This window comes from Pseudomonas sp. 5.2 (genome assembly GCF_059025405.1).
The window spans coordinates 127,908-141,927 of sequence record NZ_JBYBHH010000007.1 but is presented as its reverse complement, the minus strand read 5'-3'; the positions used below and the strand labels follow the sequence as shown (position 1 = coordinate 141,927).

The 14,020-nt window shown below is 65.3% G+C and carries 15 protein-coding genes; 14 read left to right on the top strand and 1 reads right to left on the bottom strand.

The features are described 5' to 3' along the window. The 14 genes from AC5PZ0_RS13070 to qhpG all read left to right on the top strand — a co-directional run bounded on the left by AC5PZ0_RS13070 (position 1) and on the right by qhpG (position 12,603). Complete coding sequence (locus tag AC5PZ0_RS13070) at positions 1 to 543, top strand: pilus assembly protein (protein ID WP_099429181.1); 543 nt, start codon at positions 1 to 3, stop codon at positions 541 to 543. Beyond that, the gene (locus AC5PZ0_RS13065) at positions 530 to 1,093 is read left to right on the top strand and encodes a GspMb/PilO family protein (protein WP_027593468.1); all 564 of its coding nucleotides are present in this window, start codon (positions 530 to 532) and stop codon (positions 1,091 to 1,093) included. The genes AC5PZ0_RS13070 and AC5PZ0_RS13065 overlap by 14 nt, the downstream gene beginning before the upstream one ends. After that, positions 1,093 to 1,602: a hypothetical protein gene (locus AC5PZ0_RS13060; RefSeq protein WP_454243866.1), complete on the top strand. Its 510-nt coding sequence runs from the start codon at positions 1,093 to 1,095 to the stop codon at positions 1,600 to 1,602. The genes AC5PZ0_RS13065 and AC5PZ0_RS13060 overlap by 1 nt, the downstream gene beginning before the upstream one ends. Continuing rightward, entirely contained in the window at positions 1,599 to 3,464 is a 1,866-nt protein-coding gene (locus AC5PZ0_RS13055; protein ID WP_027593466.1) for a secretin GspD/PilQ domain-containing protein, read from the top strand. Before AC5PZ0_RS13060 ends, AC5PZ0_RS13055 begins: the two co-directional genes overlap by 4 nt. After that, positions 3,461 to 3,934 carry a type II secretion system protein gene (locus tag AC5PZ0_RS13050; RefSeq protein WP_033694024.1) on the top strand — a complete coding sequence of 158 codons (474 nt, stop codon included), beginning with the start codon at positions 3,461 to 3,463 and terminating at the stop codon, positions 3,932 to 3,934. Before AC5PZ0_RS13055 ends, AC5PZ0_RS13050 begins: the two co-directional genes overlap by 4 nt. 5 nt (positions 3,935 to 3,939) lie before the next feature. Beyond that, positions 3,940 to 4,314, top strand: coding sequence for a type II secretion system protein (locus AC5PZ0_RS13045; protein WP_085272959.1), 375 nt, complete (start codon positions 3,940 to 3,942; stop codon positions 4,312 to 4,314). Then, positions 4,289 to 4,816 (top strand): type II secretion system protein, encoded by a 528-nt coding sequence (locus AC5PZ0_RS13040; RefSeq protein ID WP_085272958.1) that lies wholly within the window; start codon positions 4,289 to 4,291, stop codon positions 4,814 to 4,816. Before AC5PZ0_RS13045 ends, AC5PZ0_RS13040 begins: the two co-directional genes overlap by 26 nt. After that, a complete protein-coding gene (gene csgE, locus AC5PZ0_RS13035; protein WP_085272957.1) occupies positions 4,813 to 5,214 on the top strand; it encodes a curli production assembly/transport protein CsgE in 402 nt (133 codons plus the stop codon). Before AC5PZ0_RS13040 ends, csgE begins: the two co-directional genes overlap by 4 nt. Next, the gene (locus AC5PZ0_RS13030) at positions 5,211 to 5,624 is read left to right on the top strand and encodes a curli assembly protein CsgF (RefSeq protein ID WP_027593461.1); all 414 of its coding nucleotides are present in this window, start codon (positions 5,211 to 5,213) and stop codon (positions 5,622 to 5,624) included. The genes csgE and AC5PZ0_RS13030 overlap by 4 nt, the downstream gene beginning before the upstream one ends. Positions 5,625 to 5,658: 34 nt before the next feature. Then, positions 5,659 to 6,510: a CsgG/HfaB family protein gene (locus AC5PZ0_RS13025; RefSeq protein WP_027593460.1), complete on the top strand. Its 852-nt coding sequence runs from the start codon at positions 5,659 to 5,661 to the stop codon at positions 6,508 to 6,510. 495 nt (positions 6,511 to 7,005) lie between these two features. Then, positions 7,006 to 8,916: a sigma-54-dependent Fis family transcriptional regulator gene (locus tag AC5PZ0_RS13020; RefSeq protein ID WP_493855141.1), complete on the top strand. Its 1,911-nt coding sequence runs from the start codon at positions 7,006 to 7,008 to the stop codon at positions 8,914 to 8,916. A gap of 1 nt (position 8,917) precedes the next feature. Continuing rightward, positions 8,918 to 10,651, top strand: coding sequence for an ABC transporter ATP-binding protein (locus AC5PZ0_RS13015; RefSeq protein ID WP_493855140.1), 1,734 nt, complete (start codon positions 8,918 to 8,920; stop codon positions 10,649 to 10,651). Beyond that, entirely contained in the window at positions 10,641 to 11,318 is a 678-nt protein-coding gene (gene qhpE, locus AC5PZ0_RS13010; protein ID WP_493855139.1) for a subtilisin-like serine protease QhpE, read from the top strand. The genes AC5PZ0_RS13015 and qhpE overlap by 11 nt, the downstream gene beginning before the upstream one ends. Next, entirely contained in the window at positions 11,311 to 12,603 is a 1,293-nt protein-coding gene (qhpG, locus tag AC5PZ0_RS13005) for a flavin-dependent monooxygenase QhpG (RefSeq protein ID WP_493855138.1), read from the top strand. Before qhpE ends, qhpG begins: the two co-directional genes overlap by 8 nt. Before the next feature lie 36 nt (positions 12,604 to 12,639). On the opposite strand, the gene AC5PZ0_RS13000 is transcribed toward qhpG, so the two are convergent. After that, complete coding sequence (locus AC5PZ0_RS13000; protein WP_493855137.1) at positions 12,640 to 13,953, bottom strand: alginate export family protein; 1,314 nt, start codon at positions 13,951 to 13,953, stop codon at positions 12,640 to 12,642. Between the last annotated feature and the right edge of the window lie 67 nt (positions 13,954 to 14,020).

Sequence of the window (14,020 nt, the reverse complement as noted above, 5' to 3'; positions counted from 1 at the left end):
ATGCGCCGCCTCGACCTGGAATTCCAGCCCCGCCGCAATGGCGCCTTGGCTTGGTCGCTGCTGGCCCTGGGCTGTGCAGGGGTGGCCGCACTGGTGCTGCTGCAACACCACCTGCAGGGCGAGCAAGTCGACCTCGAAGGCCGCCTGCACAGCCTGGAGCTGCAACTGGGCCGGCGCCCAGCCACCGCTGCGCCGCAAAGCAGTGCAGCCAGCCGCGAGCAGGCCGAGCGCCTGGCGCAGATGCGCAATGTCTCGCAGCAGCTGCAACGGCCCTGGCAGCAACTGTTCGCCATGCTCGAAGCACTGCCGCAGGACGATGTGGCGCTGCTTGGCCTGACCCCGGACGCTCGCAAGGGCCAGGTCCGCATTGCCGCCGAGGCGCGCAACCTGGAGGCGATGCTGCAGTACCACCAGCGCCTGGAGGCCAGTGCCGAGCTCAGCGATGTTTCGTTGCTCAATCACGAGGTGATGGTGAGCCAGCCGGAGCACCCGGTGCGTTTCACCCTGACCGCCACCTGGGAGACCGGCCATGCGCGCCCCTGAACCGCTTAGCAGCCTGATCATTCAGGAGCACCTGCGCCGTATCGGCCCGGTGGGCCTGGCCGCCGTTGCCGTTGGCCTGCTGGTGGTCGGCGTGGCAGTGGCCGGCGTATTGCCGCAATGGCAAAGCGTGCGCGAACTGCGGGCCAGCGAGGCAGACGCCAGTGTGCAAGTGGGAAGGGTGCAACGCGGCGAGCTGAAAATCGCGGTCAAGCCCGAGCAGCAGGCCCTCGACACCCTGCGTCAGCAACTGCCCGGTCAGCCGCAGGCCAGCGAACTGATCGAGCGGCTGTATCACCTGGCCAGTGCCGAGCACATCAGCCTGGCACGCGGCGAGTACGCGCTGGGCATCGACCCGAAAACCCAGTTGGCGCGCTACCAGATCGTGCTGCCGGTCCGCGGCAGTTACCCGCAGATCCGTGGCTTCCTCAAGGGCCTGCTTGGCCAGCTGCCGACCTTGGTGCTGGAAGACCTTGAGCTGCAACGCAAACGCATCGGCGACAGCGAGCTCAACGCCCGCCTGCGCATGACCCTCTACCTGTCGAGGTCGTGATGAATACTCAACGTGGGTTGGTCTGGCTCGGGTTTTTTGGGCTTTCTGCCGCGCTGGCGTGGGCGCCTGGGCATTGGTTTGGCCAAGAGGATGGCGTCGCTGCCATCGCGGGCAAGCCCGCTCCCACAGGTTCCGTAGTTTCCCCCGAACCGGTGGGAGCGGGCTTGCCCGCGAATAGGCCAGAACAGGCCTCCACCGACCTGTTCCCGAGCCAGCGCTGGACCAAACCCAAGGCCCTGGCCACCGTCACCGAACAACCGATCATCGCCACACCCGTGGTGGTTGCCGCACCCACGGCACCGGCGTTGCCCTTCCAGTTCGTCGGCCGCCTGGGCGATCGCGACGACCTGCAGGTGTTTCTGCAGAGCGGCGAAAAACTCTACGTCGTGCGCCAGGGCGACGTCATCGAAGACACCTACCGCCTCGACCGGGTCTCGGCCAACGAGCTGAGCCTGGTCTACCTGCCTTTGCATCAGTCGCAGACCCTGTCTGTCGGGAGCGCACCATGAAGTCATCGAAGCTGTGCAAGCCTGCTCCGTTCCTGCTGTTGGCGCTGTGCGTGGCCATCGCCGGCTGCGGCTCCAGTGCGGTACGCGAAGACAGCGCAGAACTGATGAAGGAGGGGCAGTACGAAGCCGGCATCGCGCGCCTGGAAGAGGCCCTGCGTGAAGACCCGCGCGACACCGAACTGAACATCGCCCTGGCCCATGGCCGCCAGGCGGCAGTCGAGGCACTGTTGAGCCAGGCCGACAGCGACCGTATCCGCCACGACTTTGCCGGTGCGCGCATGGGCTACGGCCGGGTGCTGAGCATCGAGCCGAACAACCGCCGCGCCCAGGAAGGCATCCGTCAACTGGAGCTGATCCGCACCCTCGACGAACGTGTCGCCCTCGGCCAGGCGGCCCTGCGCCAGGGCGACCTGTTCGGTGCCGAGCGCTACATGCGCGAAGTGCTGCGCCTGGACCCGCAGAACCAGAAGGGCATGACCCTGCGCAGCGACATCGAGAACGTCCAGGCACGCACCGCGCAGCCCTTCCCGCAGCTGCGTAGCAAGCTGGAGCGCCCGGTCACCCTGGAATTTCGTGATGCCAACCTGAAGACCATCTTCGAAGTGCTGTCCCAGGTCGCTGGCATCAACTTCATCTTCGACAAAGACCTGCGCCCGGACATGAAGGCCACCATCTTCGTCCGCGACGTCCGCATCGAGGACGCCGTGGCCCTGCTGCTGGAGCAGAACCAGTTGCGCCAGAAGATCGTCAACGACAACACCCTGATGATCTACCCCGACTCGCCGCAAAAGGCCAAGGACTACCAGGAACTGGTCATGCGCACCTTCTACCTGACCAGCATCGACGCCAACACGGCGCTGAACATGGTCAAGACCATGCTCAAGACCCGCGATGTGTTCGTCGACGAGCGCCTCAACACCTTGACCATGCGCGACAGCCCCGACGCAGTGCGCATGGCCGAGAAGCTGTTGCAGTCCCAGGACCAGTCCAACCCCGAAGTGGTGCTGGAAGTGGAGGTTATGGAGGTGGCCACCTCGCGCATCCTCGACCTCGGCCTGCAATGGCCCAACACCTTCGGCGTGCTGACCTCCGACGGCAAACCGGTCAGCGTGCTGGACCAGTTGCGCGGCATCGACTCCAGCCGCATCAGTATCTCGCCGGCCCCACAGGCCAAGATCAACGCCCAGGACAAGGACATCAACACCCTGGCAAGCCCGGTGATCCGCGTCAGCAACCGTGAGCAGGCACGTATCCACATCGGCCAGCGGGTGCCGATCATCAGCGCCACCTCGGTGCCGTCGACCCAGGGCCCCGTGATCACCGAAAGCGTCACCTACCTGGACGTGGGCCTGAAGCTTGAGGTGCAGCCTACCGTGCACCTGAACAACGAAGTGGCGATCAAGATTGCGCTGGAGGTCAGCAACGCCACCCCACTGGAGGCCACGCGCCAGGGCACCATTCCGGTTCAGGTCGATACCCGCAACGCCCAGACCAGCCTGCGCCTGCACGACGGTGAAACCCAGGTGCTGGCCGGGCTGGTGCGTAACGACCACAACGCCAGCGGCAACAAGATCCCCGGCCTGGGCGACATCCCCGGCCTGGGCCGGCTGTTCGGCAGCAACAAGGACGACATGAGCAAGTCCGAACTGGTGCTGGCGATCACCCCGCGCATCGTGCGCAACCTGCCGTACCAGAGCCCGTCGGACATGGAGTTTGCCACCGGCACCGAGTCGAGCCTGCAAGTCCGCCAGATGGCGCCGCTGCCGCCAACCGATGTACCGGGCAATACGCCGTCCGGTGACACGCCGGTAGTGGAAAGCCAGATGGCCGTGGTGCCTGCCAACGGGAGCCCACGCCCATGAAACGCCGCATGCAAGGCTTCAGCCTGATCGAGGTGGTGCTGACCCTGGCACTGCTCGGGCTGCTCGCCAGCATGGCCGCGCCGCTGACCGAAACCGTGGTGCGCCGCGGCAAGGAGCAGCAACTGCGCGAGGCGCTGTATCAGATCCGCGATGCCATCGATGCCTACAAGCGCGCCTTTGACGCCGGCTACATCGAAAAACGCCTGGATGCCAGCGGCTACCCGCCCAACCTGCAGGTGTTGGTCGACGGGGTGCGTGATGTGCGCAGTGCCAAGGGGGCCAAGTTCTACTTCCTGCGGCGCATCCCCCACGACCCGCTGCTGGCGGCCAAGGAGGACGATGAGGGTGCCTGGGGCCTGCGTGCCTACGACAGCAGCCCTGACAGCCCACGGGAAGGCGAAGACGTCTTCGACGTGTATTCCAAGGCCCGTGGCAAAGGCCTCAACAATATCCCCTACGGGCAATGGTGACGGCCATGAAACGCAGCCGAGGCTTCACCCTGATCGAACTGCTGGTGGTGATGGCGATCATCGCCACGCTGATGACCATCGCCATGCCGCGCTACTTCAACAGCCTGGAGAGCTCCCGCGAGGCCACCCTGCGCCAGAGCCTGGCAGTGCTGCGCGAGTCGCTGGACCACTTCTACGGCGACACCGGGCACTACCCCGATTCGCTTGAGCAACTGGTCGAGCTGCGCTACCTGCGCAACACCCCGGTGGACCCGATCACCGAACGCAGCGATGCCTGGCAACTGGTGCCACCGCCAGAAGGTGTGGCCGGTGGCGTGGCCGACATCAAAAGCGGCGCTACAGGGAGGGCGCGTGATGGCAGCCTCTATGCTGAATGGTAAGGCCTGTGCCGGCTTCACCTACTTGGGCGTGCTGCTGCTGATCGCGGTCAGCAGCGTGGCCCTGGCCGCTACCGGGACGGTCTGGTCGAGTGCCGCCCAGCGCGACCACGAGCGCCAGTTGCTGTGGGTCGGCAGCCAGTACGCCCAAGCCCTGCGCAGTTACTACCGCGCATCGCCGGGGCTGGCCCAGTACCCCCAGGACCTGGCCGACCTGTTGCAGGACAACCGCTTCCCCGAAGCCAAGCGGCACATCCGCAGGCTCTACCCGGACCCGATCAGCAACAGCGACGACTGGGGCCTGCTGCGCTCGATCGACGGCCGCATCACCGGCGTGCACAGCCGCTCGGACGCCACCCCGTTCAAACGCAGTGGCTTTGCCGCCGAGTGGTCGGGCTTCGAAGGGCTGGAGCACTACAGCGACTGGCAGTTCGTCGCCGAGCAGGCGTTCGCCGACAGCCCCAACGGTGCCCAGCCCCATGCCGGCCCGGGAGACACGCCATGAACCGCCTGGCTGCGCTGTGCCTGAGCCTGTTGCTGGCGAGCTCGCTGAGCAGCGCGCTGAAGGCGGCTGAAGAGGACGAGATGATGGGCTTTATCGTCGACAACACCATCTCGCACATCGGCCACGATTTTTACTACTACTTCGCCGACCGCCTGCGTGCCACCAGCCGGCTGGACTTCAACCTGGTAGTGCGCGAACGCCCGGATGCCCGCTGGGGCAGCCTGATCACCGTGGAGTTCGAGCGCGACGTGATGTACCGCCGCTTCCTGCCACCCAACACCACGGAACTCAAAGAAGAGGCCGTCGCGGCCGCCGACCTGGTCAAGCAGCAGATCATCCAACGCAAGTTGCAACGCCTGCTGCAGGACACCACCGATCTGGAGAGGGACGAGCTATGAAAACCCGCATTCCCCGTTGCATCGCCGCCTGCCTGCTGGCCAGCGCCTGTGCTGCCCAGGCCACCGAGCTGGTGTACACCCCGGTCAACCCGGCCTTCGGCGGCAACCCGCTCAACGGCACCTGGTTGCTGAACAACGCCCAGGCGCAGAACGACTACGACGACCCCGACCTCAAGGACCGCGCGTCTGCCTTCTCGGGCACCTCGGCCCTGGAGCGCTTCAGCAATCAGCTGGAGTCGCGGATGTTGTCGCAGCTGCTGGACAACATCAGCAATGGCAGCACCGGAAGCATGGCCACCGATGCCTTCCTGATCGACGTTATCGACGATTCAGGGGCGCTGAGCATCAAGGTCACCGACCGCGCCACAGGAGAAATTTCGATCATTGAGGTCAGCGGCCTGAACCCCTGAGAGGGAAAGGCATTTATGTTGGGGAGAGAACACCATGAAACGTCTGCTGAGCACGCTGCTAATCCTCACCGCCCTTGGCCTGCAAAGTGGTTGCAGCCTGCGCGAACCCATGTCGGCCGAACAGGACTCGGAAACCCCGACCCTGACCCCGCGCGCCTCGACCTATTACGACCTGATCAACATGCCACGCCCTAAAGGCCGGCTGATGGCGGTGGTGTATGGCTTCCGCGACCAGACCGGGCAGTACAAACCCACCCCGGCCAGTTCGTTCTCGACCAGCGTCACCCAAGGCGCGGCGAGCATGCTGATGGACGCCCTGAGCGCCAGTGGCTGGTTCGTGGTGCTGGAGCGTGAAGGCCTGCAGAACCTGTTGACCGAACGCAAGATCATCCGCGCCTCGCAGAAGAAGCCGGATGTTGCAGAGAACATCATGGGCGAACTGCCGCCGCTGCAGGCCGCCAACCTGATGCTTGAAGGCGGCATTATCGCCTATGACACCAACGTGCGCAGTGGCGGGGAAGGGGCGCGTTACTTAGGCATAGACATCTCCCGCGAGTACCGCGTCGACCAGGTGACCGTGAACCTGCGCGCAGTCGATGTGCGCACCGGGCAGGTGCTGGCCAACGTCATGACCAGCAAGACCATCTACTCGGTTGGGCGCAGTGCCGGGGTGTTCAAGTTCATCGAGTTCAAGAAGTTGCTGGAGGCGGAGGTGGGGTATACCACCAATGAGCCGGCGCAGCTGTGCGTGCTGTCGGCGATCGAGGCGGCGGTGGGGCATTTGCTGGCGCAGGGGATCGAGCGGCGGTTGTGGCAGGTGGCGGGGGATGCGGGGGATGGCAAGGCAACGGTGGACAAGTACCTGAGTCAGTATCAGCAGCCGTGATCGACCTTGAGGGCCTCTTCGCGGGTGAACCCGCTCCCACAGGTACTGCGTAGCCTTTGAGATCAAGCTATTCGCCGACAGAGGTTTGGCGCCTGTGAGATCGAGCGCCGCCCGCGCGGCGTTTCGCGGGGCAAGCCCGCTCCCACATCTGTTTCGGGCCAGTTACTCCTGTACCTATGGCGCGCGGCCCCCGGGGTGCATGGCTGGAGATAGATGAAGGACCGCAGCGCTACCCTCGATATTGGATTGGCAAATACAGCGGACAGAGGTGAGCTCACTGGAGTGACTGGCCCGAAACAGATGTGGGAGCGGGCTTGCCTCGCGAAGCGCCGCGCGGGCGGCGCTCGATCTCTGCCCGCACACAAAACCCAAGCCATGCACTTCCAGCCATGCCCCAACCCATCAACCAGATGACGCCCAGCCTTTTCTCCCGCACACTGCGAAAAATTCCCTAGCCTGTACCCCGCCACTTGCGGGGCGCAGCCGGAGTAGAAAATGGCGCGACAACTAATAACAAACGCCCAAGACCCGCTACACGAATCCCGCCAGGCCCGGCTCAAGCTGGCCAGCGAAGGCGAGCTGCCACTGGGCATGCTGCGCGATGAAATCGACGCGTCCTGGCGCCGCAGCCTGGGCCATGGCCTGGACTGCCTGCAAGGCGAGCAGGTCGGCCTGGGCCTGGAGCAAGGCCATGACCTGCGCATGCTGTTGGAGCGCAACCGCTTGCTGGTCGATGCCGTCACCCCCGAGCTGGATTACTTGGTCTCGCGCCAGGGCAAGGCGGGCATCATCATCCTCGGTGATGCCCAGGCCAATGTGCTGGCCATCGAAGGCCAAACCCACGTGCTCAGCCGCGAAGGCCTGCGTGACCTGCACCCAGGCAGTTGCTGGAGCGAATCCCTGCGTGGCACCAATGCCATCGGCACGGCCGTGGTAGAAGGACGGCCGACCTTGATCAACTGCGGTGAACACTACCTCGATCGCCTCAGCCCGTTCTCTTGCACCTCGGTACCGCTGCGTGACCCGCGGGGCGAGGTGATCGGTGTGCTCGACATCACCCGCGAAGGCGTGATGGCGCAACCGCAGGACAGCCTGTCAACGCTGATGCTGGCGGCCGGCAACATCGAAGGCCGGCTGTTCGGCCTGTGCCACCCCGAGCAACTGGTGCTGGCCTTCCATAGCCGCCCGCAGTACCTCAACAGTGCCTGGCACGGTCTATTGGCATTGAGCCTGGACGGCGAAGTGCTGGCGGCCAACGACAGTGCCTGCCAATTGTTGCAGGTGCCGCGCCAGGACCTCATTGGCCGGCGTAGCAGCGACCTGCTCGGCGAGCGCTCGCCAGCCTTCATCGCCCGGCTGTGGCAGGGCGGTGTCAGCAGTGTGCAGACGGCCAAGGGCGAGTTCTTCTTCCGCGCGTTGCAACTGCCACGTCACGGCCAGCTGAACGGCAGCGTGGCGGTGAGCAAGCCGGCGCTGGCCAACACGTCACCCGCGCTCGATGCACTGGCCGGTGGCGACCCACGCCTGGCGCGCAACCTGCGCATGGCCCGCCAGGGCCTGGGCAATGGCCTGCCGGTGTTGCTGCTGGGTGAGACCGGCACCGGCAAGGAAGTCGTCGCCCGGGCCCTGCACCAGGCCAGCCCGCGGGCCAACAAGCCGTTCGTGGCGGTCAACTGCGCGGCCATTCCTGAAGGGCTGATCGAATCCGAACTGTTTGGCTACCGCGAAGGGGCGTTCACCGGCTCGCGCCGTGGCGGCATGGTCGGGCGGCTGATGCAGGCCCATGGCGGCACGCTGTTCCTCGACGAGATCGGCGACATGCCGCTGGCCCTGCAGGCCAGGCTGTTGCGGGTGCTGCAAGAGCGCCGCGTGGCGCCGCTGGGCGCGGGTGACGAGCAGGACATCGACGTGGCGCTGATCTGCGCCACCCACCGCGACCTCAAACGCCTGGTGCTTGAACAGCATTTTCGCGAAGACCTCTATTACCGGGTCAATGGCGTCTCGCTGCGCCTGCCGGCCCTGCGCGAGCGTGACGACCTGGCCGGGATCATCCAAGGGCTACTGGACAAGTCCGGCGCCAAGGGCGTGAGCCTGGACCCGGCACTCAGCGCCTTGCTCGAAGGCTTCGACTGGCCAGGCAACATCCGCCAGCTGGAGATGGTCGTGCGCACCGCGCTGGCCATGCGTGAGGACGGTGAGCAGGTGCTGACCCTCGATCACCTCACCGATTGCCTGCTCGATGAACTGGCCAGCGGCACGACGCCGTCCGGCAGCCTCAAGGACAATGAACTGGAGTTGATTCGCAGCGCCCTGGGCCGCCACCAGGGCAACGTCTCGGCAGCCGCCGAGGCCCTGGGTATCAGCCGGGCGACGCTGTACCGCAAGCTCAAGCAGTTGCGTAGCTGACATGGGTGGTTTGTTTGCAAGGCTGGTAGAGACCAGCGACCCTGTCCTCATACGTCAGGCGTTGGCCTGGCTGTATGGTTTCGTCCGCCCCCATCGACGCGCCATCGGTGTGCTGCTGGGCTTGTCCTTGGGCGCGTCACTGCTGGCCCTGGCGCAACCCTGGCTGGTCAAAACCCTGATCGACGAAGGCCTGTTGGCCAAGGACTACCAGACCCTCTGGCACATGGCGGCGATCATGATCGCCGCGGGCCTGCTGGGCACCGTGCTGGCCGGGGTCAACCGCTACCTGCATACGCGATTGTCCGGGCGCATTTTGTTCGCGCTGCGTGATGACCTTTACCGCCACCTGCAACAGTTGTCGCCGACCTTTTACGGGCGGCGGCGCATCGGCGATATCCTTTCGCGGCTGGATGGCGACGTCGCCGAAATCCAGCGCTTTGCCGTGGACTCGCTGTTTTCAGCGGTGTCTGCCGTGATCGGGCTGATGGGGGCGGTGGCCTTGATGCTGATGTTGTCTTGGCAGCTGTCGCTGTTGCTGGCGCTGCTGATCCCGATCGAGGTGCTGTGGTTGCGCTGGATGCGGCGCAAGGTCGAGCGCGAGGTGCGCAGCCTGCGTGAGCGCTCGGCCGATGTGTCGTCGTTTCTGGTCGAGACACTGCCGGCCATGAAGTTCATTCAGGCCGCGGGCCAGCAGGGGCGCGAAGCCGGGCGCCTGGACCAGTTGGGTCAGGGCTACATGAGCCAGTTGCTCAAGGTGCAGGTGACCGAGTTCTTTACCCAGGCGATACCCGGCACGCTGACCTCCTGGTGCCGCGCCTGCGCCTTTTTGGTAGGCGGCTGGTGGGTGATCCAAGGTACCTGGCAACTGGGCGCGCTGATCGCGTTTTCCACCTACATGGGCATGGCAGTCGGGCCGGTGCAAAGCCTGTTGGGCTTGTATGTGGCGGTGCAGCGCATGGCCGTGAGCTTGGGCCGGGTAATGGAGCTTAAGCAAGAAGCCGTTGCCGTGCGCCAGGCGGACACGCCACAGCCGATACCAGACGGGCCAGGTGAATTGCGCCTGGAGGCCTTGCACTTCGCCCATGACGGGCGCCAAGGCGCGGTGCTGAGCGACGTGAATATCTGCGTGCCGGGTGGCCTGAAGGTCGCCATCAGCGGCGCCTCTGGGGTCGGCAAGTCGACCTTGATCGATCTGTTGCAACGGTTCTACGACCCGGACGCCGGGCGCATCCTGCTGGATGGCACCGACCTGCGCGAACTAGACCTGGCGGCGCTGCGTCGGCGCATTGCCGTGGTCAGCCAGGACATCGTGCTGTTCCGTGGCACCCTGGCGCAGAACCTTGCCTACGGGGTGCCCGAAGCCAGCCGTGCGGAACTTGAACGGGTGGTGCGCCTGGCGCGCCTGGACAGCCTGGTCGAAAGCCTGCCCTTGGGGCTGGACGGGCTGTTGGGCGAGCGTGGCCAGCAGCTGTCTGGCGGGCAGAAGCAACGTATCGCCATTGCCCGCGCGGTGTTGCAGGCCCCTGCGATCCTGGTGCTGGACGAGGCCACGTCGGCGGTAGACGAAGCGACCGAGCGCGAAGTGATCGCGGCCATCGACCAGCTGTTTGCCGGGCGCACGCGCATTCTTATCAGCCACCGAGCCTCGACCCTCGCCGATGCCGACTTGCATTTGCACCTGCATGATGGGCAACTGAAGGTGTTGCCCCAGGAGGCTATCAAGCATGGGCAATGAGTTGCGTGTCGGGGTCATCGACAGCGGTTGCACGTCGGCCCAAGCACTGGATTTGCTGGGCGCACGACGCTTCTGGCTTGAGGAAGGCCAGCTGCGAGAAGGCGAAGCGTTGCCCGACCAACTAGGCCACGGCAGTGCCGTTGTTGCAGGCCTGCTGCGTGAGTCTGGCCCGGTGCCGCTGTTGCTGGCCCAAGTGTTTTCTGCGCAGGCGAGCACCAGTGCGTTGCAGGTGGCCGCCGCATTGTTATGGCTGGTGGAAGAGGGGGCGACGCTGATCAACCTCAGCCTCGGCCTGCTGCAGGACCGGCCCGTGCTGCACCAGGCCTGCGCCGAGGCCCAGGCGGCTGGCGTGCTGCTGTGCGCCTCCAGCCCGGCGCAGGGTGGGGCGGTGTACCCGGCCAGTTACCCGGGCGTGATTCGCATGACCGGCGATGCGCGTTGTGCACCGGGGCAGTGGTCCTGGCTGGGCACTGCACAGGCGGACTTCGGTGGCCATGTCGGCGCCGGTGGCCTGGCAGGGGCAAGCCTGGGTTGTGCTGCGCTGAGCGGGCGCGTTGCAGCGTTACTGCGTGAGCGGCCCGGCCTGGGGCGGCAGCAGGTGTTCGACTGGCTGCGTGCCCATGCCGCATTCAGCGGCCCTGAGCGGCGAGGTGCCAAGGATGAGTGAGCCGCACATCGTGGTGCTGGGTGCCGGGCCTGCGGGGGCCGCCACGGCAATCGGCCTGCGCCGCCTGGGCTACCCGGTCACGGTGGTGTCTGACTGGCGCCGCTTTGCTGCCGTGGAAGGCGTTTCGCAGCGGGTGCTGGAAGGTCTGCGCCACGCGGGCCTGGGCGGGGCCCTGAGCGAGGCGGCGATGCCAGCGACACGTCAGGTGCGCTGGAATGGCGAGCACCTGCAGATGAACCAGGAGTTTCTGCTCGACCGGCAACGCTTCGACCGTGCCTTGCGTGATGACCTTGCACGGGCGGGAGTGACGCTGGTTGAAGGGCGCATCCGTGAGGTGGCGCATGCCGAGGGTCATCAGGTGCGCCTGGACGACGGGCAAACGCTGCAGGCTGAATTTCTGGTTGAGGCCCGTGGGCGCCAGGCACCGTTGGCAGCTGACCGCATGCGCGGACCTGAGACGATCAGTTTGCTCAACGTCTGGCATGACGCCCTTGGCGCACCGGCTTCGGCGGTGGAAAGCCTGGATGACGGCTGGGCCTGGATGGCCAGGTTGGCCGATGGGCGCTGTTATTGGCAGATTACCCTCGATGCCCAAGGGGTGCCGACCAAGGCCGTCCTGCCTGAGTACTGCGCCACACGGCGCCGTGACTCGGCGTTAGTGGCCGAACTGTTTGGGGCGCAGGCGATGGAACCTGCACAGGTACATGCCCGTAGCAGTACGGCGATACTGGCCGGCGAATGCGTGGGGGATGACTGGATACGGGTGGGGGATGCTGCAATGGCGGTTGACCCACTATCGGGGAACGGGATTTTCCAGTCGCTGTCCTCGGCGCTGCAGGCGCCTGTGGTGATCAATACCCTGTTGCGACGGCCCGAGCGGGCTGCGCTGGCTCGCCAATTTCATCAACAGCGGGTTGAGCAGTTGTTCATGCGCTTTGCCCGTATTGGGCGGGATTTTTATGGTCAGGAGCAGACACGCGCCGGGCTGCCGTTCTGGGCGCGTCGGCGGGGTTGGCCCGATGCCCAGCCGCTGCATTTGGCGGCCGATTGGCAGTCAGTGCAGGTAGCGCGCAGGCCGGTGTTGCGTGATGGTTTTGTGGATGAGGCCGAGGTGGTAGTGACGGCGGATCAGCCGTTGGGGGTTTGGCATTTACAGGGGGTGGAGCTGGCGCCGGTGTTGCGCGCGGTGCTGGCTGGTCAGGCGTTGGATGAGGTCATGAACAGCCACTCCGAGGCGCAACAGATGATGCTGCGGCGGTGGCTGGCGGAGCAGGGCAGGCCCTGAGACCCAGGGGCCGCACAGCGGCCCCAAGATCCTCAGTCAGAAGAACGTCCCAACCACCAACTGCATATAGGTCCCGGTATCGCGGCTACCCATCTGCGTACCGCCATTCGCCGCACTGCGCTCCGGCTTGTAGAACCCCACCAGCGGGCTGATCAGCAGGTGGTCGTTGACCATCCATTCCACATACAGGTCCAGCTCACGCCCACCCAGGTTGCCAGGGTCGGTGTCGAGCGTATCAAAATCAAAATACAGCGCCCCCACCGTCAGGTTGTCACGCGGCTTGCCTTTGAACGCGACGTGGTGCACCTGGCTGTTCTTGTTGAAGGGCCCGGCATAGTTGGCGGCCACCTCGCCCTGAAACCAGGTGCCGTAACCGCGGCTCAGGCCATAGAACAGCGGGTCGAAGTCTTCCGAAAAACGGCTGTAGCGGTAGGTGGCGGTTGGCGTCCAGGGCAGTTCGGAAAACGTCCAGTTACCCTCCAGGTACCAAGCGTTCTCGCGCCCGCCTGTGCGGTCTTGGGTGACGTATTCGCCGGCCAGTTCCAGGTCCTTGACCCCCAGGTTACCGCGCCCGCGAAGGCTGACTGTGTCCATGCCGTCGCGGTGCTCCAGGCCCATGATCTGCGCGTAGCGCTGGTCGACGTCGAGGCCGCGGATCCAACTGAGCCCGACTGTGCCAGCGTCGGCGACATGCTCGATGTTGCTCACCGCCATCGACGTGTCGGCCTGGTAATGGTTGTCGGATTTGAGCCACATCAGGTCGCCACGCCAGCCTTGCTTGCCGCCCAGGCGCAGCACGGCGGTGCGGTCGAAGGCTTTGCGTGCGGCCAGGTAATAGGCGCCGCCGCGGTCGAAGTTGGCGCCCAGGTCGACCTTGCCCAGGTTGACCGGGTCGCCCTGGATCAGGAAACCATCGCCCAGGGTCACCACCTGACGGCCACCGGAGAGGTCGATGCCATCTTCGCCCAGGGCCGGGAACAGGTTGGCTGAGCGCCAGCCCAGGTACAGGTCTTCGAGGGCGGTGCGGCGTTCGTCGCCGAGGGTCAGGCCTGCAGCGTCGCCATCACCCCAGGTGGCGGAGCTGAGCAGGTTGACGGCGCCATACAGTGCGCCGCTCTCGGCCAGGGCCTGGCTGCCGCTTAGGCCGTATTTGACGTAGCCCTCGCGCCAGTTGCTGCTGCCAGGTTGGCGGTTGCCGGCCTGGTTGTAGCTTTCGTCGCTGTGGAAGACGCCGAACAGGGCTTCGAGGTCGGCGTTGAGGGTGGTGCCGTTTTGGTTGTAGAGCTCGTGGGCTTGGGTGAGGGTTGGGGTGAACAAAAGTGCCAACATGCAGGCGAGCGTGTGCTTCATGGTGTGCTCCATGTTTTTGTTGTTGTGTTGTGTTGTGTTGGGTTGCCTGTGCCGGCCTTTTCGCAGC

Coding starts and splice junctions, on each gene's coding strand:
- AC5PZ0_RS13070 (WP_099429181.1), top strand. CDS start 1: ATGCGCCGCCTCGACCTGGAATTCCAGCCCCGCCGCAATGGCGCCTTG.
- AC5PZ0_RS13040 (WP_085272958.1), top strand. CDS start 4,289: ATGGCAGCCTCTATGCTGAATGGTAAGGCCTGTGCCGGCTTCACCTAC.
- AC5PZ0_RS13030 (WP_027593461.1), top strand. CDS start 5,211: ATGAAAACCCGCATTCCCCGTTGCATCGCCGCCTGCCTGCTGGCCAGC.
- AC5PZ0_RS13015 (WP_493855140.1), top strand. CDS start 8,918: ATGGGTGGTTTGTTTGCAAGGCTGGTAGAGACCAGCGACCCTGTCCTC.
- AC5PZ0_RS13045 (WP_085272959.1), top strand. CDS start 3,940: ATGAAACGCAGCCGAGGCTTCACCCTGATCGAACTGCTGGTGGTGATG.
- AC5PZ0_RS13020 (WP_493855141.1), top strand. CDS start 7,006: ATGGCGCGACAACTAATAACAAACGCCCAAGACCCGCTACACGAATCC.
- AC5PZ0_RS13055 (WP_027593466.1), top strand. CDS start 1,599: ATGAAGTCATCGAAGCTGTGCAAGCCTGCTCCGTTCCTGCTGTTGGCG.
- AC5PZ0_RS13000 (WP_493855137.1), bottom strand. CDS start 13,953: ATGAAGCACACGCTCGCCTGCATGTTGGCACTTTTGTTCACCCCAACC.
- csgE (WP_085272957.1), top strand. CDS start 4,813: ATGAACCGCCTGGCTGCGCTGTGCCTGAGCCTGTTGCTGGCGAGCTCG.
- qhpG (WP_493855138.1), top strand. CDS start 11,311: ATGAGTGAGCCGCACATCGTGGTGCTGGGTGCCGGGCCTGCGGGGGCC.
- AC5PZ0_RS13060 (WP_454243866.1), top strand. CDS start 1,093: ATGAATACTCAACGTGGGTTGGTCTGGCTCGGGTTTTTTGGGCTTTCT.
- AC5PZ0_RS13025 (WP_027593460.1), top strand. CDS start 5,659: ATGAAACGTCTGCTGAGCACGCTGCTAATCCTCACCGCCCTTGGCCTG.
- AC5PZ0_RS13050 (WP_033694024.1), top strand. CDS start 3,461: ATGAAACGCCGCATGCAAGGCTTCAGCCTGATCGAGGTGGTGCTGACC.
- AC5PZ0_RS13065 (WP_027593468.1), top strand. CDS start 530: ATGCGCGCCCCTGAACCGCTTAGCAGCCTGATCATTCAGGAGCACCTG.
- qhpE (WP_493855139.1), top strand. CDS start 10,641: ATGGGCAATGAGTTGCGTGTCGGGGTCATCGACAGCGGTTGCACGTCG.